Here is an 18,231-nt window from a genome sequence, read left to right as displayed (position 1 = left end):
CTGAAGTGACATCGGCTGCGGTGACATCGGCTGCGGTGACGAGAACGGACAGGCGGAACAGGAACGTGCACATCGTGAAGGGCTCTGAATGCGTGACATGAACGAGGACCCCACGGCGAACGCCGGGCAGCGGGCCGTCGCCGAGGCGATCGAGCGGGGCGGTGCGGACGCGGGCGGCCTGACGGTGACGGACCTGCTGGCCATGGTCACCCGGAAGGAGGAACCGGAATCCGAGGTGGCCGCCGCCGCCGTGCCGCACGGAGTGCCGGACGCGGAGGGGCTTGCCGCAGCGATCGCGGAGGCCGCCGGACGGTATCTGCCCGAGGGGCGGCTCGCCCCGGACGCCGACTTCTTCGACGCCGGCGGCAGCTCCGTGCACGCCGTCGAACTGGCGGCGGAACTGGAGCGCGACCTCGGCGTGGAGCTGGACCTCGACGACGTCTTCGCCGACGCCCGCCCGATCGGCCTGGCCCGCCGCTGGCTGGAGACGGCCGGGGACGCGGCGAACCTGGCACTCCCGACGCCGGCACCCGTGCCGGTGGCGGTGCCCGCGCCGCGTCCTGCGGTCGTCGCGTCCCCCTCCGCCCCGGCGGCCTCCGCCCGTCAGGACGACCTCGACCAGATCCTCGCCGACCTCGCCCTCGCCGACCGGCTGCCGTTCGTACGGCGGCCCGAACCGGTCGCGCCCCGGCGGATCCTGCTCACCGGGGCGACCGGCTTCCTCGGCGGCCATATGCTGCTCGACCTGCTCCGGCACAGCGACGCCCATGTGTACTGCCTGGTCCGCGCGGCCGACCTGGAGGCCGCGACCGCCCGGCTCGGCGAGAGCCTGCGCCGCCATCTGCTGCCGTGGAACGCGGAGATCCGCCGCCGGGTGACCGTGCTCCCCGGTGACATCCGCAGCCCGCGCCTCGGCCTGTCCGACGAGCTGTGGCACACCCTCACCGAGGAACTGGACAGCGTGGTCGGCGTCGCGGCGGCCGTGGACTTTCTGCGCGGCTACCGGTCGCTGCGCGGCAGCAACGTCATCGGCGCGCTCACGCTGGCCGAGCTGGCCGCCACCGGCCGCCCCAAGCCGGTGCACCACATCTCCTCGATCGCCGTCTTCAACGAGGTCGGCATCACCTCCCTCGGCGAGGACGACCCGCTGGCCCATGTGGACCGGCTCGTCGCGGGCTACGACCAGTCCAAGTGGGCCGCCGAGGTGGCCCTGCGGCGCGCCCGCGACCACGGTCTGGTGGTCTCCGCGCTGCGCCCCGGCGGCATCGGCGGCCACAGCAGGACCGGCGCCCACAACCCCCAGGACCTCAGCAGCGGCCTGATCGCCGCGTTCGGCCGCTTCCGGACCGTACCGGCGTTCCGCCACCTCAACGTGGCCCCCGTGGACTGGGTGAGCCGGGCCGCCGTCGCCGTCGTCTGTGAACCGGACGCCTGGGGCTTCGACTACAACCTCACCGGCGTCCCGCAGACCCTCGACGACGTCGTACGGGACATGGCGTTCGGCGGGATGCACGTCCGCGTCCAGGACTGGGAGGAGTGGCGGACCGGCACCCTGGCCCGTCTGGAGGCCGAGCCCGTCCCCGAACTCACCTTCCTCACCCGGGTGTTGAACAGCCCCACCGCGCTGAAGCTGTGCGAGGCCACCCTGACCGGACCCGCCGCCGAGGGCACCCGCACCGCCGCCCTGGTCGAGGCGCTCGGACTGCCGCCCGCCGCCCGCTACGACGCCCGGGCCCAGTTGAAGACGTTCGAGCAGCTCGCCGGCGACGGACTCGCCCGGCTGCCGCACAAGGACGACCAGCCCTACCTGTGGTTCTCCGAGACCACGCAGGGCGGTGTCCGCCCCGTCGACGGCGGCACCGGCGGCACGCCCTGCTCGATGTCCCTCACCCTCTCCCTCGCGAGTATGTACCAACTCGTGCGGGAACGGCGGCTGGACGTCAACGGCACGGTCGACTGCCCGGCCGTCCACCCCGAACCGCTCACCGTCGTCCGCGGCGACGTCTGGGTCCGCCCCGAGGAGGGCATCCCGCAGAGCCACGGCCTCAAGCACCAGCTCCTGCGCTACCGACTCCAGTTGCGGGACACCGAGGGTGAACTGTGGTGGCTGGAGGGCCACAAGTACGCCCGCGCCCGCCGCGACCTGTGGCGCCAGACCCGCGCCCTCACCGTCGAACTCGGCCGCGAGGGCGCACCGGCCGCCTTCACCGGGGAGGTCGTCGTCCCCGCCGACTCCTACGTCCGCGACCAGGTCGACGGCATCCGGGTCGCCCCGCACCTCACGGCGCAGGAGAAGCGCGCGGCCAAGCTGACCTGGCTCGCCTGGTTCGGCGTCGAGATGGGCCGGGGACTGCTCGGCCCGTTCGCCCGCGCCGGCGCCGACCTGCTGGACCTGCGCCGCACCACGAACCCCACGGAGCACCGCCGATGATCTTCCGAACCGCCTCCGCGACGGCCCGCCCGGCGCTGCGCAGGGTCAGGACCGAGCCCGCCCTGCGCCCGCTGCGCCACCGCCTCGACCCGGCCCGCGTCGAGGACATCCCCTTCCGGGCGCCGGACGGCGTCCGCCTCGGCCTCACCCGGGTCGACCCCGGCGAGAGCGGCCGGCCCGTCGTGCTCCTGTTGCACGGCCACACCGCGTCCGCCGACATGTTCCTGCTGCCCGAGACCCGCAACCTCGTCGACTCACTGCTCGACGACGGCTACGAGCCCTGGCTGCTCGACTGGCGCGGCAGTTGCCGGCTGCCCTACAACGAGACCGGGCAGCGGTACACCTACGACGACGTGGCGCTCCACGACATCCCGGCCGCCGTCTCCCGGATCCGTGAACGCGTCGGCGACCGGCCGCTGTTCGTCGTCGCCCACTGCGTCGGCGCGCTCGCGCTGTCGCTGTCCCTGACGGCCGGACTCGTGCCCGGACTCGCCGGAGTGGTGACCCAAGGCGTCTTTCTGACACCCAAGTTGAAGGGCAGCACCTCACTGCGGATGTCCCTGGCCGGGGAGTTGCTCAGATCCCGGATGGACCACATCCCCGTCGACTTCCGCAAGGTCGGCCTCCGCTCCCGCTACACCCCGCTGTTCGCGCTCGCCTCGCGCAAGGCGGGCTGCCCCGACCCGACCTGCCAGATCCTGCACAACTCGGCCTGGGGGACCGGCGCTTCGCTCTTCGTGCACGAGAACCTCACCGAGGCCACCCACGACCGGCTCGCCGAACTGCTCGGCCCCGCCCCGCTGTGGATCCTGCCGCATCTGCGCCGGATCGAGCTGGCCCGCACGGTGGTCCGCTGGCACGACACCGACCACCGCTACCGGGCCCTGCCGGCCAACGCCCTGGACGCGGCAGGCCGGATCGACACCCCGCTGCTGCTGCTCTCCGGCAGCGAGAACGGCCTGTGGGGCGACTCCCAGCGGCTCTGCCACGACGTCCTCGCCCACCGGCAGCCCGGACTCGACGTGCGCTACACCGAGATCCCGGGCTACGGCCACCTCGACGCGTTCCTCGGCCGGGGCGCCGCGCTCGACGTCTTCGGTCACATCCTGGAATTCCTCGGCGAACGACGGTGACGGCCGGCCCGCTCGCCCGTTACCGTACGCGTCAGTAACCAGGACCCGCCGCACCGCACCCCGGACATACCGCAGGAGGCACCCATGCCGCAGCTCGAAGTCGACGGCGCCGCACTGACGTACGACGACGAGGGGCCGCGCGACGGCGGCGGGGTGCCGCTGGTGTTCGTGCACGGCTGGACGGCCAACCGGCACCGCTGGGACCACCAGCTCGCCCACTTCGCCGAGAAGCGCCGGGTGGTCCGGTTCGATCTGCGCGGCCACGGCGAGAGCAGCGGCGCGGGCGTGAAGACGGTCGCGGAACTGGCGAACGACCTGATCACCCTGCTGGACCACCTCAAGATCGAGCGGTGCGTCCTGATCGGCCACTCGATGGGCGGGATGATCTCCCAGACCGTCGCGCTCACACATCCCGAGCGCGTGGAGCGGATGATCCTGGTCAACTCCATCGCGAGGATGACCTTCAGCCGGGGCCGCGGTCTGCTGATGGCCGCCTCCACCCTGGTGCCGTACAAGCTGTTCGTGGCCACCAACATCCAGCGCGCCTTCGCCCCCGGCTACCCGCGCGACGAGGTCCGCGCGTACATCAAGTCCTCGGCGGACACCCCGCGCGAGGTCGTCATGACGCTGTACGGCGCCATGCGGGCGTTCGACGTCCTGGACCGGGTGGGGGAGATCCGCACGCCCACCCTGATGATCCACGGCTACCACGACGTGCAGTTGCCGGTGTCGCAGATGCTGCGGATGGCGAAGGCGTACCCGGACGCCACCGTCCGCATCATCGACGCCGGACACGAACTGCCCGTCGAGAAGCCGGCCGAACTGACCGCGGCCATCGACGCGTTCGTGACCGCGGGCTGATCGCCGGCTGACCGCTCCCCGCCCGCGGGCGCCTCAGTCCGTCTCCTCGGCGCCGCAGGAGCTGCCGTCGGGCGGCAGGGAGCCGTACAGCAGGAAGTCGTCGATCTTGCGGTGCACGCACTTCGAGGAGCCGTACCCGGTGTGCCCGTCGCCCTTGTTGTCCAGGACGACGGCCGAGTCCCCGAGCCGTTCGGCCGTCTCCTCGGTCCAGCGGTACGGGGTCGCCGGGTCGCCCCGGGTGCCGACCAGCAGCATCCGCGGGGTGTCGACGTCCTTGACCTCCTCGCGGATGAAGTCGGTGCCCTTCGGGCGGCCGTAGCAGAGCAGGACCTCGGAGAGGCGGTACCGGCCGAAGACCGGTGACGCCTCCTCGTAGGCGGCCCGCAGCCGCTGGAGGTCACCGGTGATCTGCTCGGCGGTGGGCCGGTCGGGGTCGTCGGCGCAGTTGATCGCCATCAGCGCGGCGGGCAGGTTGTCGAGGGGGACGTCCTCGGGCTCCACCAGCGGGGAGGGCTCGGCGGCGTCCGGCCGCCCCGCCGGGAGGGCCGGGAGCGCCGGGAGGGCCATGCCGCCCGTCGCGAACGCCATCACCCCGCTCGCGTCGCCGTCCTCCACGAGCAGGGCGAGCGCCCGCTCCAGCGACGGCCACAGCTCCTTGCTGTAGAGCCCCTGTCCGAGCGCGGCCACCAGGTCCTGGCCGGTGAAGTCGTCCCCGAAGTCCGACGGGAGCGGGTTCTCGTCCAGCGACCACACCAGCCGGACGACCGCCTCCCGGGCCGTACGGGCGTCGTGGCCGAAGGGACAGGCGATGTCCCGCACGCACCAGTCGACGAAGTCGTCGAGCGCGGTCTGCTGGCCGCGGGCGCCCGCCACGCCCTGCTCGGCGAGCGGCTCGGTCAGCGTGTCCACACCGTCCAGGACGACCCGGCCGACCTTGCCGGGGAACTGGGCGGCGTACACCGCGCCGAGCCGGGTGCCGTAGGAGAAACCGAGGTAGTTCAGCTTCTTGTCGCCGAGGGCCGAGCGCAGGACGTCCAGGTCGCGGGCCGCGTTGACGGTGCCTATGTGCGGCAGGACGGGCCCGGAGTTGCGGACACAGGCCGCGGCCGCCTCCCGCAGCCGGGCCAGGACCGTCGCGGGGTCGCCGAGGGCATCGTCGTCGTCCAGCGCGGACAGCCCGCCCTGCTCCTCGTCGCCGCAGCTCACCGGAGAGGAACGGCCGACGCCGCGGGGATCGAACGACACCACGTCGTAGCCGTCGGTCAGTTCCATGAACGGCTTTCCGCCGTAGGCCAGTTCGGGCACCCCCGCACCGCCGGGGCCGCCGAAGTTCAGCACCACCGAGCCCCGCTTGTCGCCGGTCGCCCGGTACCGGGCGAGCGCCAGGTCGAGCGAGCCGGACCCGGGGCGGGCGTAGTCGAGCGGGACGCTCACCGTGCCGCACTGGAGGTCGTCGGGCACGCCGTCTACGTCGCACTTCGACCAGGAGATCTTCTGGTCGTAGAAGCGGGACAGGCCGGGATCGTCGTCGCCGTCGGCCCGTGCCGTCGGCAGGCTCGCGCACCCCAGCGTCAGGGCCGCGGTCGCGGCCGCCGCGACGAGCGCGCGGCGGCGCGGCCCGGACCGGGTGGACAGCATGGCCTGCATGGATGCCTCCAGGGACGCCTCTCAGCGGACCGGGAACGGCGCCTCGGCACCCCACGATAGGTGGCGCCCGCCGGGGCCGCCTCCGGAGCCCCGGCAGCCCGGAAGACGACCTAGGCACCTCCCTCCACCCACAAGATCGAAGGCATATGGGGTGTTTTTGTGATCAGTTCGCAGTTGTGCCACCCGATGGGGTGAAAGGTTGTTTGGCCATTACTTGGTCGGTTCGCCCGCGTTTTAACGGATGCGGGTGAGTGCCCGCGACCAAGTCTGGAAGGCAGGGACCCATGAGACGGGTTACCCGAAACGGTGTGCTCGCCGTCGCAGCCGCATCGGGCGCGATGGCGGCAGTGACCATGCCGGCGTTCGCCGACTCCGCAGCGACCGGCACCGCGGCAGGTTCGCCCGGTGCGGTCTCCGGCAACGGAATCCAACTGCCGGTGAACCTCCCGGTGAACCTGTGCGGCAACACCGTGAATGTGGTGGGCGCGCTGAACCCGGCGATGGGCAACGCCTGCGCCAACAAGGGCGGCGGTGGTGGCGCGACCTCGTCGTCCTCCACCTCGTCCACGACGTCCTCCACGGGGTCGACGGCGGAGGGCGACACGGTCGGCTCGCCCGGCGTCGTCTCCGGCAACGGCATCAAGCTGCCGGTGGACGTCCCGGTGAACGCCAGCGGCAACAGCGTCAACGTCGTCGGCGTGCTGAACCCCGTGTTCGGCAACGAGTCGGTCAACGGCCCCGGCAAGAAGCCCCCGGTCACGCCGCCCGTCAAGCCCGCCCCGCCGGTGCGTCACACCCAGCCCGCCGAGCCCCAGCCGGCCGGGCCCAAGCCTGCGCCGCCCGCCCACGAGCCCCAGGCCCCGGGTGTCCCCTCGCTCGCGCAGACCGGCAGCGACGCCGCCCTGCCCGCGATCCTGGGCAGCACGGCCATGCTGCTCGGCGGCGCGCTTCTGTACCGCCGCTTCCGCCCCGGCGCGCAGAGCTGAACCACCGCCGTCGCGGAGTTCCGCGGGCCCCCGCCGGTCGCACCGGTCAGGGGGCCCGCGGCCGTGTCGGGCGCTGTGGAACCAGTCCGCGTCAGGCGCCGTGGAACCGCAGATGCAGCGCCCGCACCTCCTCCACCAGCTCCGGAACCGGCCCCTCCACGGTCACCCCCGGGGCGACCTCCCGGACCGGCAGGGCCCGTACGGGTGACGCGGGCACCCCCAGCTCGGCCAGCCAGCCGCCGAGCTGCTCGGACGACGCGACGTACACGATCCGCCCCAGACCCACCCACGCGTGGGCGGCCGAACGCATCGGACAGTGCTCGCCCGACGTGTAGACGGTGGCCGCAGCCCGCTCCCCGGGCGACATCCGCTCCGCCGCCCAGCGGGCCAGCTCGAACTCCGGATGCCGGGTCTCGTCCCCGGAGGCCACCACCCGGTTGCGGTCCTCGGCGAGGATTGTGCCGTCCCCGCCGACCAGCACCGACCCGAACGGCTCGTCCCCGGCCCGCACCGCCTCGGCGGCCAGCTCGACACAACGACGCAGATACGGCAGCTCGGCGGCCTCGACCATGGCGTACGACTCCCTCGGCGCACTTCCCGTTCCCCGGACACCGATCACCCTAGGCACGCCGCCCCGTCCCCCGCCCGGCCGGAAAGGCGTGCCGCCGGCCCAGCGCGACCGTCGTCAGGGCCGCCGCGAGCAGCGGGAGGGCCGTCCAGGGCAGGGCCGCCGGGCCCAGGCGTTCCAGCACCAGACCGCCCGTCAGGGACCCGCCCGCGATACCGGCGTTGTAGACCGTGGTCTGGAGCGAGGTCGCCACGTCCGCGGCGGACGGTCCCGAGGCGTCCACCAGCGCCGTCTGGATCAGTGTGGGCGCCCCGCCGAACGCCGCACCCCACAGCGCGACCGACATCAGAAGCACCGCGGTCACGCGCGCGTACCCGCCCAGCGCGAGCATGACGGCCGCGCACAGGACGAGCGCGCCGAGCAGCGTGGCCCGTGGGCGCCGGTCGACCAGCAGCCCCGTCGCCCAGATCCCGGCCACCGTGGACGCCCCGAACACCAGCAGCACGACATCCGTACGGCCGTAACCCGCGTGCGCCGAGAACGGGGCCACGTACGTGTACATGACCTGATGGCCCAGCAGCAGGAACAGCGTCACGGAGAGGATCACCGGGATCCCCGGGAGCAGGGCCACCCGGGCGAGCGGCACGCGCGTGGCCCGCTCCTCGCCGGGGAAGCCCGGCACCCGCCACCGCACCCACGCCGTCAGCAGCACCGCCACCCCGGCCAGCAGTGCGAACGCCGCCCGCCAGCCGGTCGGTCCGGCCAGCGCGGTGCCCGCCGGGACGCCCAGCGACAGCGCCAGGGTGATACCGGCGAGCACCACCGCGATCGCCCGCCCGCGCCGCTCGGGCGGCACCATCCGGGCCGCGTACCCGGCGAGCATCGCCCACAGCGTGCCGCCCATCACCCCGGCCAGCAGCCGCGCCGCGAACGTGAGGCCGTACGACGAGGACAGCGCGACCACCGCGTTGCTCAGCGCGAAGCCCAGCAGCGCGCCGACCAGCACCGGCCGGCGCGGCAGCCCGCGCAGCAGCGCGGTCACCGGCACGGCCGCGACGAACGAGGCGGCCGCGTACCCCGTGACCAGGAAGCCCACCCGGGCCTCGGACACGCCGAGCGCGGGCGCCATGCGCGGCAGCAGCCCGGCGGGCAGCAGCTCGGTGACGACGGCGGTGAAGGCGGCCGTGGACAGGGCGAGCAGCCCCGACCAGGGCAGGGCGGCGGGCACGGCGGTGCCCTTGACCAGGGAAGTCGTGGACATGCGACCATGGTCGAACGTTCACATCAGTGTGAAGGCAAGCGTGAAGGCAAGCGTGAGGCGTGCGTGCCCCGGAGGTCGGCATGAAGATCGGCGAACTGTCCCGCCGCACCGGCGTCCCCACCCGCCTGCTGCGCTACTACGAGGAGCAGGACCTGCTCCACCCCGAGCGCGGCGAGAACGGCTACCGCGTGTACGGCGAGGCCGCCGTCCGGGACGTCGGCCAGATCCGCGGGCTGCTCGACTCGGGGCTGACGACCGAGATGATCCGCGCGATCCTGCCGTACCTCTCGGGTCCGGAGGAGATCCTGCTGCCCGCCGGCCATCTGAGCCCCGAGACCGCCGCCCTCCTCCAGGGGCACCTGGACCGCATCCGGGCCCGGATCGACTGCCTGGCCCGCAACCGCGACCGGCTCGCCGCGTATCTGGAGGCGGTGCGCGCGGCCACGGAGTCGGGGGAGCGCGGCTAATTCCGTTGTGGGGGCCGCGCCGGGGTGCTGGAGTGGATCCCATGGATCACGCCTCCGTACTCGCCCTGTACGACCGGGACATGCGCGAAGGCGCCCGCCCGGAGAGCCCCGACGCCCGCGTCGAACGGACCGGAGGCGTGGTGCGCCACGTCGGCGGCGAGGGCGGCTGGAACGGCGTGCTGTGGTCCGGCCTCGACCCCACGGGCGCCGACGCCGACGCGGCGATCGCCGCCCAGATCGGCTTCTTCACCGGCCTCGGCCGTGAGTTCGAGTGGAAGCTGCACGGCCATGACCACCCTGCCGACCTGGGACAACGGCTGACGGCGGCCGGTTTCACGGCCGAGCCGGAGGAGACGCTGATGATCGGCGAGACCGCCGGCCAGCTCACCGCCGGCGAGCCTCCCGAGGGCGTCCGGATCGTCCCCGTCACCGACCGCGCGGGCGTCGACCTCATGGTCGAGGTGAACGAACGCGCCTTCGGCCGCGACGGCGCCTGGCTGCGGGACCTGGTGCTCGCCCGGCTCGCCACCGACCCGGACGGCATCGTCGCCGTGGTCGCCCTCGCCGGGGACGTACCGGTCAGCTCCGCCCGGATGGAGATGATCCCCGGCACCCGGTTCGCCGGTCTGTGGGGCGGCGGCACCGTCGAGGAGTGGCGCGGGCGCGGCATCTACCGCGCGCTGATCGCCCACCGCGCCCGGATCGCCGCCGAACGCGGCTACCGCTACCTCCAGGTCGACGCCTCCGACCGGAGCCGCCCCATCCTCGAACGCCTCGGCTTCGCCGCACTCAGCACGACGACGCCGTACACGTACGTGCCGTAGCCGCGCATAGAGGTCCTGCGGCAGTCACGTCCTCGGGTTGCTCCTCGTCGCCGTGAGGGCGCACAGCGCCCCGAGGCAGATCGCCAGGGCACCGATGACGATGTTGTTCACCACGACCCCGGCGTCCGGGCCGTCGCCGACGATCCACGGTGCGACGATCATCCAGATGCCCAGCGCGCACATGGCCCAGCTCAGGCCGTACATACGCGCGGGGGCGGCGGTGAACCCCAGACCCAGCAGGCCGATCGCGATACCGACGATCAGATTGTGGGTCACGAGGGCGGGCTGACTGGTGGTGTAGTGCAGGATCCACGGGGACACGGCGCAGTACAGACCGAGCAGGAACACCGGTCCGTCCACGAGCGCCACATCACGACCGCCGAGCATGCGGTCGTACCGTGCCCGCATCTCGGAGACATCGGGGTGGGTCGACATGTCACCTCGGGTGTGCGAGACGTTGGCCATGACTCGTCTCCTTCGACTGGCTGGCCTGACCGCGTGGTGCGGTGTGCGGTGAAAAGCCGCGCATATGTATGGTGCTCTTATTTTTCCCTTATGTGTAGGGATGCGGCGCATCGGTCGTGGTGCGGCGCCGATATCGTCGTGGTGTGAGCGAACCCGCGCGCCCCGACGAGGCCGACGACCTCGGTGACACCGGACTGACCACGGGGTCCCTGGCCCGGCGGCTCGGCGTGGCGCCCACCACCCTGCGGTCCTGGGACCGGCGCTACGGCATCGGACCCGCCGTCCGCGCCGACGGCAGGCACCGCCGCTGGCGGCCGTCCGACGTGGCCGTCCTGGAGGCGATGTGCCGGCTGACGTCCTCCGGTGTGCCGCCCGCCGAGGCCGCCCGCGCCGCCCGGGAGGGCGCCGGACGCCCCGTCGGCGAGAGCGGCGGCGAGCCGCGCGACCGCTCGCGGGCCGCCGGGGCGCTCCCGCTGGGCGCCGACGTCCGCCAGGAGTGCCGGGGCCTGGCCCGCGCCGCCGTACGGCTGGACGCGCCGGCCGTCGCCGACCAACTGGACGCGGCCGTCGAACGGCACGGACTGACCGTCGCCTGGCAGGAGGTGATGGTGCCGACGCTGCACGCCGTGGGGCGCAAGTGGGCCTCGTCCGGCGACCGTTACGTGGAGGTCGAGCACCTGCTGTCCTGGCACGTCTCCACCAGCCTGCGCCGCGCCACCAGCACCTCGGCGGCCGCGGGCGGGGCGGGCGGACCGGGCCCGGGGCCCGTGATGCTGGCCTGCGCGCCGGGCGAGCAGCACACCCTGCCGCTGGAGGCGCTCAACGCCGGACTGAGTCAACTGGGCGTCCCCACGCGCATGTTCGGCGCGGCCGTGCCCGCCGAGGCGCTGACCGCGGCCGTCCGGCGGCTGGGCCCCGCGGCCGTCGTCCTGTGGGCCCAGGCCCGCACCACCGGCAGCCCCGCCCTCGCCCAGCAGCTCGCCGGCGCCCGCTGGGGCGTCAGCGGCGCCCGGCGCACCCCGGCCGTGCTGCTCGGCGGCCCGGGCTGGGCGGGCCGCCCGGCACCGGGCCTGCTGCGCCCCACCGGCCTGCGCGACGCGCTCGACACGCTGGCCGGACTCCACGGGGCGGGGTGAGACACACGGGGGACCTGCCGGCTCTCAGCCCAGCTTCTTCAGCAGTTCCGCCGCCAGCGGTGCCGAGGACGCCGGGTTCTGGCCGGTGACCAGGTTGCGGTCGACCACCACGTTCGGGGCCCACGGCTCGCCCACCGCCACCTCGACGCCCGCCGCGGTCAGGCGGTCCTGGAGCAGCCACTTCGCCCTCTCGCCCAGACCGGCCGCCAGCTCCTCGGCGTTGGTGAAGGCGGCCACCCGGTAGCCGGCGAACGCGTTGGCGCCGTCCGGCGTCACCGCCGCGAGCAGCGCGGCCGGACCGTGGCAGACGACACCGAGCGGCCGGCCCGAGGCCAGGGTGTCGGCGAGCAGCCGGCCGGAGGCGGCGTCGACGGCCAGGTCCTCCATCGGGCCGTGCCCGCCCGGGTAGAAGACGGCCGCGTAGTCGGCGAGGTCCACGTCCTCCAGCCGGACCGGCCGCTCCAGCTCCGTCATCGCGGCGAGCCCGGCGGCGATCCGGTCGGCGTTCTCCCGGCCGCCGTTGGCCTCGGCCGCCAGGCTGCCCTTGTCCACCGGCGGGACGACGCCGCCCGGCGTGGCCACGACGATCTCATGACCGGCCGCCCGGAACGCCTCGTAGGGGGCGACGGCCTCCTCCGCCCAGAAACCGGTGGGGTGCAGGGTGCCGTCGGCCAGCGTCCAGTGGTCGGCGCCGGTCATCACAAAAAGGATCTTGGCCATGGGAGTGTCTCCGGAAGAGTCGTGGCCGAAGGCTCCCCGTGGGGAGTCCCGGCGTGCGGACACCGTCGAGCGTAGGTCGCCGAGACATAGGGATCCAATGAGGATTCCAATCTCGGACATAGGAATTCCTATGGAGGATCATGACCGGTCCGGGAATACTGGGAGCCGTGGAACACGCCGACCACCTGGACCTGAACCTGCTGCGCACCTTCCTGGCGGTCTACCGCTCGGGCTCGTTCACCGGTGCCGCGCAGCTCCTCGGACTGTCGCAGCCGACCGTCACGACACAGATGCGCACGCTGGAGCGGCAGGCCGGACGGGAGCTGTTCGAACGGCTCCCGCGCGGAGTCGCCCCGACACCCGTCGCCGACGCGCTGGCCGCCCGGATCGCCGCGCCCCTCGACGAACTCGCCACCGTGGCCGGACCGGACCCCGCGGCCACCGGCCGGGCCGACCCCGTCCACCTTGCCGGTCCCGCCGAACTGCTCTGCGGCCGGGTGCTGCCCGCGCTCGCGCCCCTGGTGGCCGACGGGGTGCGGCTGCGCGTCGCGCCCGGCCTCACCGACCCCCTCCTGGAGGAACTGCGGGCCGGCCGGCACGACCTGGTCATCGCCACCACCCGCCCGCGCGGCCGCACCCTGACCGCGGTCCCGCTGATGGACGAGGAGTTCGTACTGGTCGCCGCGCCGCAGTGGGCCGACCGGCTCCAGGAACGGCTGGCCGCCGAGGGGCCCGCGGCGCTGCACGCCGCGCCGCTGGTGACGTACGCCGAGGACCTGCCGATCGCCCGCCGCTACTGGCGGCACGTCTTCGGCCGCCGGCTGTCGGGGCCGGCCGCCCTGACGGTCCCCGACCTGCGAGGCGTGCTCGCGGCGGTCGTCGCGGGCGCCGGCTTCACCGTCCTGCCCCGCTACCTCTGCCTCGCCGAACTGGCCTCCGGCGCACTGGTCCCGCTCCACGAACCCGACGACCCGCCCATCAACACCGGCTATCTCGTCCAGCGCCCCGGCGCCCAGGAGAACCCCGACGTGCGGCGGGTCCGCGAGCGGCTGCTGAGCGTGGCGCCCACATGGTGAGCACCCCACAGGGCCACTTATCTGATTAGTCAAAAAACTGAGTAAGGTGGCGCAGGCAGCAAGGACACCACGGAGACCACTTCTCGAACGGGGGCCGGCCATGGCCGACACGGAGACCACCCACGACGCCGTCCCGCGCTACGCCCGCTATGTCGCCCTCGGCGACAGCCAGACCGAGGGGCTCGGCGACGGCGACGACACCACCGGACTGCGCGGCTGGGCCGACCGCCTCGCCGAGACGCTCGCCCGGCACAACCCCGGCCTGAGGTACGCCAATCTGGCCGTACGCGGCCGCACCGCCGAGCAGATCCGCGCCCGGCAACTGGCTCCCGCCCTCGCCCTGCGGCCCGACCTCGTCACCGTGGTCGCCGGGATGAACGACCTGCTGCGCCCCCGCTTCGACCCCGACGAGGTCGACGTCCATCTCCGGGCCATGTACGCCGCGTTCACCGGTCAGGGCGCCCTGGTCGCCACGCTCACCTTCCCCGACGTCGCCCGGATCTCCCCGCTGGCCCGCCCGCTCACCCCGCGGGTCGCCGCCCTCAACGCCCGGGTCCGGCGCTCGGCCCAGGAGTACGGCGTGGTCGTCGCCGAGACCGCCGACCATCCGGTGGTCACCGACCCGCGGCTGTGGAGCCAGGACCGGCTGCACGCCTCCCCGCTCGGCCACGCCCGGATCGCCGCCGCCGTCGCCCACGCCCTCCGGATTCCCGGCAGCGACGACACCTGGGCCGGCCCGCTGCCGACGCCCTACCCGGCACCGAGGGGCTGGCGGGCCGCCCGCACCGAACTGCGCTGGGCGGGCACCTTCCTGGGCCCCTGGCTCGGCCGACGGCTGCGCGGCCGCTCCTCCGGCGACGGCCGTACCGCCAGACGCCCCGAACTCCTGCCCTGGGCAACCGAGTCGGGACAGATCGTCGGCGTCGACGACAGGAACTAGTCCCGTTCGCGGGCCCGTCGGAAGCGGGCCAGGCCGTCGGAGAGTTCGATCAGGGGGTCCGGGTAGTCCGGCGCGGGATCGTCCGGCTTCCGCAGCTTCCACGGCTCGTGGACGGCGGGCCCCGCCACCTCCGCCAACTCCGGCACCCAGCGCCGTACATACGCCCCCTCCGGGTCGTAACGCTTCGCCTGGGTCACGGGGTTGAGGACCCGGTTGGGGCGGGAGTCGGTGCCGGTACCGGCCATCCACTGCCAGTTGAGCTGGTTGTTGGCCACGTCCCCGTCCACCAGCAGATCCAGGAAGTGCCGGGCGCCCACCCGCCAGTCGACGTACAGCGTCTTCGTGAGGAAGCTCGCGGCCAGCAGCCGGCCCCGGTTGTGCATCCAGCCCTCCCGGCGCAACTGCCGCATCGCCGCGTCCACCACCGGATAGCCGGTACGGCCCTCCCGCCACGCCTCGATGTCCTCGCCCGCCGTCCGCTCGGTGCGCCAACGGTCGTGCTTGGTGCGGTAGTCGGCGCTCGCCGCCTCCGGCCGGGCCGCGAGGACCTGGCGGTGGAAGTCGCGCCAGGCGACCTGCCGTACGAACGCCTCCGCGCCCGGACCGCCCGCCGCGCGCGCCCGGTGGACCAGTTCGACGGGGGACAGGGTGCCGAAGTGCAGATGCGGCGAGAGCCGGGAGGTGGCGTCACCCGCCAGATCGTCGTGCCGGTCCTCGTACGCCGCGACACCCGAGCGCAGCCAGGCGGTGAGCCGTCCGCGGCCCTCGGTCTCGCCCCCGGCGGCCAGGTCAGGCGACAGACCGGCCAGGCCCCGGCGCGTGGGCAGGTCCTCCGAGCCGACGCCGTCCGGCACCGCCACCTTTCGGGGCGCGCCCAGCACCTCGCGCAGGCCCCGGCGCGACCAGTGCCCGAAGTACGGCGTGAAGACGGCGAAGTGGTCCGAGGAGGCCGGGGCGACCGCCCCCGGATCGACCGCCGAGGTCACCGTGTCATGGACGTGCAGCCGGACGCCCTCGGCCTCCAGCGCCCGCCGCAGCCGGGCCTCGCGGCGCTGGGCGTAGGCGCTCGCGTCGGCGGCCAGATGCACCTCGTCGGCGTCCGCCTCGGCGGCCACCCGGCACACCTCCTCCACCACGTCCCCGGAACGCACCACGAGCCGCCCGCCCCGCTCGCGCAGCCCCGCGTCGAGGTCGCGCAGACAGTCGGCGAGGAACGCCAGCCGGTTGGGGACCGCGAACCCGGCCCCGGTCACCGCCCGGTCGCGCACGAACAGCGGCACCACCTGCCGTGAGCCCTGAAGGGCCGCGCGCAGCGGCGGATGGTCGTGCAGCCGCAGGTCGGAGGTGAACAGGACGACCGAGACGTTCATGAGCGGGCTCCGCTGAGAGGGGAAGGGGCATGGTGTCTTCCGGGCGGCGGGGCGCGGCGGATGCGCCGGACGCCGGCCGCCCTCGTCAGCCGTCCCCGGTGGCCGCCCCCTCCCGCACCGGCCGCCCCGCGTCCGCGTCCGCCTCGGCCGCCCGGGCGATGTTGCGGGCCATGCCGCCGAACACGACCGCGTGGAACGGCGAGACGCTCCACCAGTACGCGTGCCCGAGCAGCCCGCGCGGATGGAACAGGGCGCGCTGGCGGTACCGGGTGCGCCCGGTGCCGTCGGTCTCCGCGTACATCTCCAGCCAGGCGGGGCCCGGCAGCCGCATCTCCGCCCGCAGCCGCAGCAGATGCCCCGGCTCGATCTCCTCCACCCGCCAGAAGTCCAGCGAGTCGCCGACCCGCAGCCGGGCGGCGTCCCGGCGCCCCCGGCGCAGGCCCACCCCGCCGATCAGCCGGTCCAGCCAGCCCCGTACGGCCCAGGCGAGCGGGAAGGAGTACCAGCCGTTGTCGCCGCCGATGCCCTCGACCACCCGCCACAGCGCCTCGCGCGGGGCGTCCACGGACCGTTCGCGGCAGTCGGTGTAGAGGCTGCCGCCCGCCCAGTCGGGGTCGGTGGGCAGCGGGTCGCTGGGGGCCCCGGGCAGCGAGGCGGACGACCAGCGGGTGGTGACCTGGGCCTCCCGCACCCGGCGCAGGGCGAGCCGTACCGCCTCGTCGAAACCGAACGGACGGCCGGGCGGATCCGGTACGTACCGCGCGATGTCGTGCTCGTGGCAGACCACCTCGTAGCGCAGCGACTCGGTCAGCGGCCGGGCGATCGAGGCCGGCACCGGCGTGACCAGCCCCACCCAGTGGCTGGACAGGCCGGGGGAGAGCATCGGAACCGGCAGGATGAGCCGCTTCGGCAGCTCGGCGACGGCCGCGTAACGGATCATCATCTCCTGGTAGGTCAGCACGTCGGGGCCGCCGATGTCGAAGGTCCGGTTGACGTCCGGGGGCAGTCCGGCGCATCCGACCAGCGCCCGCAGCACGTCCCGGACCGCGACCGGCTGGATGCGGGTGCGCACCCAGCTCGGGGTGACCATCACCGGCAGCCGTTCAGTGAGATGGCGCAGCATCTCGAAGGAGGCCGAACCCGAACCGATCACCACCGCCGCCCGCAGCACCGCCGTGGGCACCCCGGAGCCCAGCAGGATGCGGCCGACCTCGGCACGGGAACGCAGATGCGGCGACAGCTCCCGCTCCGGCACACCGCGCGGGGTGAGGCCGCCCAGATAGACGAGGCGGTGCAGCCCCGCCGCCCTGGCCTGTTCCCCGAAGATGCGGGCGGCCCGCCGGTCGGTCTCCTCGAAGTCGCCGCCGGTGCCCAGCGCGTGCACCAGGTAGTAGCCGATGCCGACGCCCCGCATCGCCCGCGCCACGGACTCGGCGTCGGTCACGTCCCCGCGGACCACCTCCACGTCACCGGCCCACGGATGGTCCCGCAGCCGCTCCGGGGAACGGGCCAGACAGCGCACCCGCAGCCCCGCCGCCAGCAGTTCCGGGACGAGCCGGCCGCCGATGTAGCCGGTGGCCCCCGTCACCAGACAGAGCGGCCCGGTCCCACGGTCGTCCTCAGCCATTGCTGCTCGGCCCTTTCGCGTCGGTGCCCCCACGGATGCCTTCCACGGACCACCCCTGTGGATCACTTCCACCCCGAGGGCGCTCCCGGATGCGCCGACCGGCAGGTCACGCGCGATCGGGTGAACGACGGGGTGCGGAAGCGGACGGCTACGCTGGCCGCGTGGCCACAGTGAACGACCGGGAGCGGCAGTCGGGGGACGGGGGGTCCGGCGCGCCCGCGGCACGCGGCGACCTGCACGCCTTCGCTGTCGCCCTGCGCCGGATGAACGGCGAGATCAACCGGCTGGTGTACGCGTTCGCGGGGGACCAGGGACTGCATCCGACGGACGTCCAGGCGCTCGCCGCGATCCTGGACGCCGACACCCCGATGACGCCGAAGGGCCTGCGCGAGCACCTCGGGCTGACCTCCGGGGCCGTCACCGCCTGCGTGGACCGGCTGGAGCGGGCCGGACACGTGCGCAGGGTCCGGGAGAGCGCCGACCGCCGCGTGGTCCACCTGTACTACGCCGCCGACGCGCGGTCGGCGGCCCGCAGCTACTTCCGGCCGCTGGCCGAGGCGGTGGAGGGGGCGCGCGCCCGGTTCACCGAGGAGGAGCGGGCGGTGGTGCTGCGCTTCCTCGCGGCGATGAACGACGAGCTGACGCGCCCGCCGCTCTAGAACGGGGTGCATCCGGGGGCCGGGTGACGACGGAAGAGACGGTGACCTCTATGATCACGG

At 73.9% G+C, this 18,231-nt stretch carries 17 protein-coding genes; 10 read left to right on the top strand and 7 right to left on the bottom strand.

Going from position 1 to position 18,231, the window contains the following annotated elements:
• The first annotated feature begins 97 nt into the window (after positions 1-97).
• From AFM16_RS03290 to AFM16_RS03280, 3 genes are all read left to right on the top strand, one after another.
• Positions 98-2,431 (top strand): thioester reductase domain-containing protein, encoded by a 2,334-nt coding sequence (locus AFM16_RS03290; RefSeq protein ID WP_245177624.1) that lies wholly within the window; start codon positions 98-100, stop codon positions 2,429-2,431.
• Positions 2,428-3,564, top strand: a complete 1,137-nt coding sequence (locus AFM16_RS03285; protein WP_030787481.1) for an alpha/beta hydrolase — start codon at positions 2,428-2,430, stop codon at positions 3,562-3,564. Before AFM16_RS03290 ends, AFM16_RS03285 begins: the two co-directional genes overlap by 4 nt.
• Before the next feature lie 84 nt (positions 3,565-3,648).
• Positions 3,649-4,425: an alpha/beta fold hydrolase gene (locus tag AFM16_RS03280; RefSeq protein WP_078632229.1), complete on the top strand. Its 777-nt coding sequence runs from the start codon at positions 3,649-3,651 to the stop codon at positions 4,423-4,425.
• A 33-nt stretch (positions 4,426-4,458) separates the two neighbouring features.
• On the opposite strand, the gene AFM16_RS03275 is transcribed toward AFM16_RS03280, so the two are convergent.
• Positions 4,459-6,072 carry an alpha/beta hydrolase gene (locus AFM16_RS03275; RefSeq protein ID WP_078632227.1) on the bottom strand — a complete coding sequence of 538 codons (1,614 nt, stop codon included), beginning with the start codon at positions 6,070-6,072 and terminating at the stop codon, positions 4,459-4,461.
• A 284-nt stretch (positions 6,073-6,356) separates the two neighbouring features.
• On the opposite strand from AFM16_RS03275, the gene AFM16_RS03270 reads away from it, so the two are divergent.
• On the top strand, positions 6,357-7,058 hold the full coding sequence (locus AFM16_RS03270; protein WP_107419012.1) for a chaplin: 702 nt from the start codon (positions 6,357-6,359) through the stop codon (positions 7,056-7,058).
• Between the two features lie 91 nt (positions 7,059-7,149).
• Here the strand turns inward: AFM16_RS03270 and AFM16_RS03265 are convergent, their stop codons facing one another.
• On the bottom strand, positions 7,150-7,629 hold the full coding sequence (locus AFM16_RS03265) for a nucleoside deaminase (RefSeq protein WP_078632225.1): 480 nt from the start codon (positions 7,627-7,629) through the stop codon (positions 7,150-7,152).
• Positions 7,630-7,678: 49 nt separating this feature from the next.
• Positions 7,679-8,887, bottom strand: a complete 1,209-nt coding sequence (locus tag AFM16_RS03260; RefSeq protein WP_078632223.1) for an MFS transporter — start codon at positions 8,885-8,887, stop codon at positions 7,679-7,681.
• An 80-nt stretch (positions 8,888-8,967) separates the two neighbouring features.
• Here AFM16_RS03260 and AFM16_RS03255 point away from each other — a divergent pair, with 80 nt between their 5' ends.
• Both AFM16_RS03255 and AFM16_RS03250 read left to right on the top strand, forming a co-directional pair.
• Entirely contained in the window at positions 8,968-9,354 is a 387-nt protein-coding gene (locus tag AFM16_RS03255; RefSeq protein WP_078632221.1) for a MerR family transcriptional regulator, read from the top strand.
• A 41-nt stretch (positions 9,355-9,395) separates the two neighbouring features.
• Complete coding sequence (locus AFM16_RS03250; RefSeq protein WP_078632219.1) at positions 9,396-10,178, top strand: GNAT family N-acetyltransferase; 783 nt, start codon at positions 9,396-9,398, stop codon at positions 10,176-10,178.
• A gap of 24 nt (positions 10,179-10,202) precedes the next feature.
• Here the strand turns inward: AFM16_RS03250 and AFM16_RS03245 are convergent, their stop codons facing one another.
• Positions 10,203-10,643, bottom strand: coding sequence for an SPW repeat protein (locus AFM16_RS03245; protein ID WP_030787506.1), 441 nt, complete (start codon positions 10,641-10,643; stop codon positions 10,203-10,205).
• A 143-nt stretch (positions 10,644-10,786) separates the two neighbouring features.
• On the opposite strand from AFM16_RS03245, the gene AFM16_RS03240 reads away from it, so the two are divergent.
• On the top strand, positions 10,787-11,779 hold the full coding sequence (locus AFM16_RS03240; protein ID WP_030787509.1) for a MerR family transcriptional regulator: 993 nt from the start codon (positions 10,787-10,789) through the stop codon (positions 11,777-11,779).
• Between the two features lie 24 nt (positions 11,780-11,803).
• Here the strand turns inward: AFM16_RS03240 and AFM16_RS03235 are convergent, their stop codons facing one another.
• The gene (locus AFM16_RS03235) at positions 11,804-12,499 is read right to left on the bottom strand and encodes a type 1 glutamine amidotransferase domain-containing protein (protein WP_078632217.1); all 696 of its coding nucleotides are present in this window, start codon (positions 12,497-12,499) and stop codon (positions 11,804-11,806) included.
• A gap of 167 nt (positions 12,500-12,666) precedes the next feature.
• Here AFM16_RS03235 and AFM16_RS03230 point away from each other — a divergent pair, with 167 nt between their 5' ends.
• Both AFM16_RS03230 and AFM16_RS03225 read left to right on the top strand, forming a co-directional pair.
• Complete coding sequence (locus AFM16_RS03230; protein WP_256861264.1) at positions 12,667-13,575, top strand: LysR family transcriptional regulator; 909 nt, start codon at positions 12,667-12,669, stop codon at positions 13,573-13,575.
• A gap of 100 nt (positions 13,576-13,675) precedes the next feature.
• Positions 13,676-14,515 carry an SGNH/GDSL hydrolase family protein gene (locus tag AFM16_RS03225; RefSeq protein ID WP_078632213.1) on the top strand — a complete coding sequence of 280 codons (840 nt, stop codon included), beginning with the start codon at positions 13,676-13,678 and terminating at the stop codon, positions 14,513-14,515.
• Here the strand turns inward: AFM16_RS03225 and AFM16_RS03220 are convergent.
• On the bottom strand, positions 14,512-15,885 hold the full coding sequence (locus AFM16_RS03220) for a cryptochrome/photolyase family protein (RefSeq protein ID WP_078632211.1): 1,374 nt from the start codon (positions 15,883-15,885) through the stop codon (positions 14,512-14,514). The genes AFM16_RS03225 and AFM16_RS03220 overlap by 4 nt on opposite strands.
• Positions 15,886-15,970: 85 nt before the next feature.
• Complete coding sequence (locus AFM16_RS03215) at positions 15,971-17,512, bottom strand: SDR family oxidoreductase (protein ID WP_078632210.1); 1,542 nt, start codon at positions 17,510-17,512, stop codon at positions 15,971-15,973.
• A gap of 161 nt (positions 17,513-17,673) precedes the next feature.
• Here AFM16_RS03215 and AFM16_RS03210 point away from each other — a divergent pair, with 161 nt between their 5' ends.
• The gene (locus AFM16_RS03210) at positions 17,674-18,171 is read left to right on the top strand and encodes a MarR family winged helix-turn-helix transcriptional regulator (protein ID WP_030787525.1); all 498 of its coding nucleotides are present in this window, start codon (positions 17,674-17,676) and stop codon (positions 18,169-18,171) included.
• The last annotated feature ends 60 nt before the right edge of the window (positions 18,172-18,231 follow it).

The sequence above is a fragment of the Streptomyces antibioticus genome, assembly GCF_002019855.1.
In the GTDB taxonomy this organism is placed as follows: domain Bacteria; phylum Actinomycetota; class Actinomycetes; order Streptomycetales; family Streptomycetaceae; genus Streptomyces; species Streptomyces antibioticus_B.
The sequence above is the reverse complement of the archived record's forward strand: the minus strand, read 5'-3'. Positions and strand labels throughout refer to the sequence as shown.

What these genes read in the sequence shown, in the direction of transcription:
- AFM16_RS03215 (WP_078632210.1), bottom strand. Translation starts at nt 17,512, where the DNA reads ATGGCTGAGGACGACCGTGGGACCGGGCCGCTCTGTCTGGTGACGGGG.
- AFM16_RS03260 (WP_078632223.1), bottom strand. Translation starts at nt 8,887, where the DNA reads ATGTCCACGACTTCCCTGGTCAAGGGCACCGCCGTGCCCGCCGCCCTG.
- AFM16_RS03250 (WP_078632219.1), top strand. Translation starts at nt 9,396, where the DNA reads ATGGATCACGCCTCCGTACTCGCCCTGTACGACCGGGACATGCGCGAA.
- AFM16_RS03245 (WP_030787506.1), bottom strand. Translation starts at nt 10,643, where the DNA reads ATGGCCAACGTCTCGCACACCCGAGGTGACATGTCGACCCACCCCGAT.
- AFM16_RS03275 (WP_078632227.1), bottom strand. Translation starts at nt 6,072, where the DNA reads ATGCAGGCCATGCTGTCCACCCGGTCCGGGCCGCGCCGCCGCGCGCTC.
- AFM16_RS03255 (WP_078632221.1), top strand. Translation starts at nt 8,968, where the DNA reads ATGAAGATCGGCGAACTGTCCCGCCGCACCGGCGTCCCCACCCGCCTG.
- AFM16_RS03270 (WP_107419012.1), top strand. Translation starts at nt 6,357, where the DNA reads ATGAGACGGGTTACCCGAAACGGTGTGCTCGCCGTCGCAGCCGCATCG.
- AFM16_RS03285 (WP_030787481.1), top strand. Translation starts at nt 2,428, where the DNA reads ATGATCTTCCGAACCGCCTCCGCGACGGCCCGCCCGGCGCTGCGCAGG.
- AFM16_RS03235 (WP_078632217.1), bottom strand. Translation starts at nt 12,499, where the DNA reads ATGGCCAAGATCCTTTTTGTGATGACCGGCGCCGACCACTGGACGCTG.
- AFM16_RS03290 (WP_245177624.1), top strand. Translation starts at nt 98, where the DNA reads ATGAACGAGGACCCCACGGCGAACGCCGGGCAGCGGGCCGTCGCCGAG.
- AFM16_RS03265 (WP_078632225.1), bottom strand. Translation starts at nt 7,629, where the DNA reads ATGGTCGAGGCCGCCGAGCTGCCGTATCTGCGTCGTTGTGTCGAGCTG.
- AFM16_RS03280 (WP_078632229.1), top strand. Translation starts at nt 3,649, where the DNA reads ATGCCGCAGCTCGAAGTCGACGGCGCCGCACTGACGTACGACGACGAG.
- AFM16_RS03225 (WP_078632213.1), top strand. Translation starts at nt 13,676, where the DNA reads ATGGCCGACACGGAGACCACCCACGACGCCGTCCCGCGCTACGCCCGC.
- AFM16_RS03220 (WP_078632211.1), bottom strand. Translation starts at nt 15,885, where the DNA reads ATGAACGTCTCGGTCGTCCTGTTCACCTCCGACCTGCGGCTGCACGAC.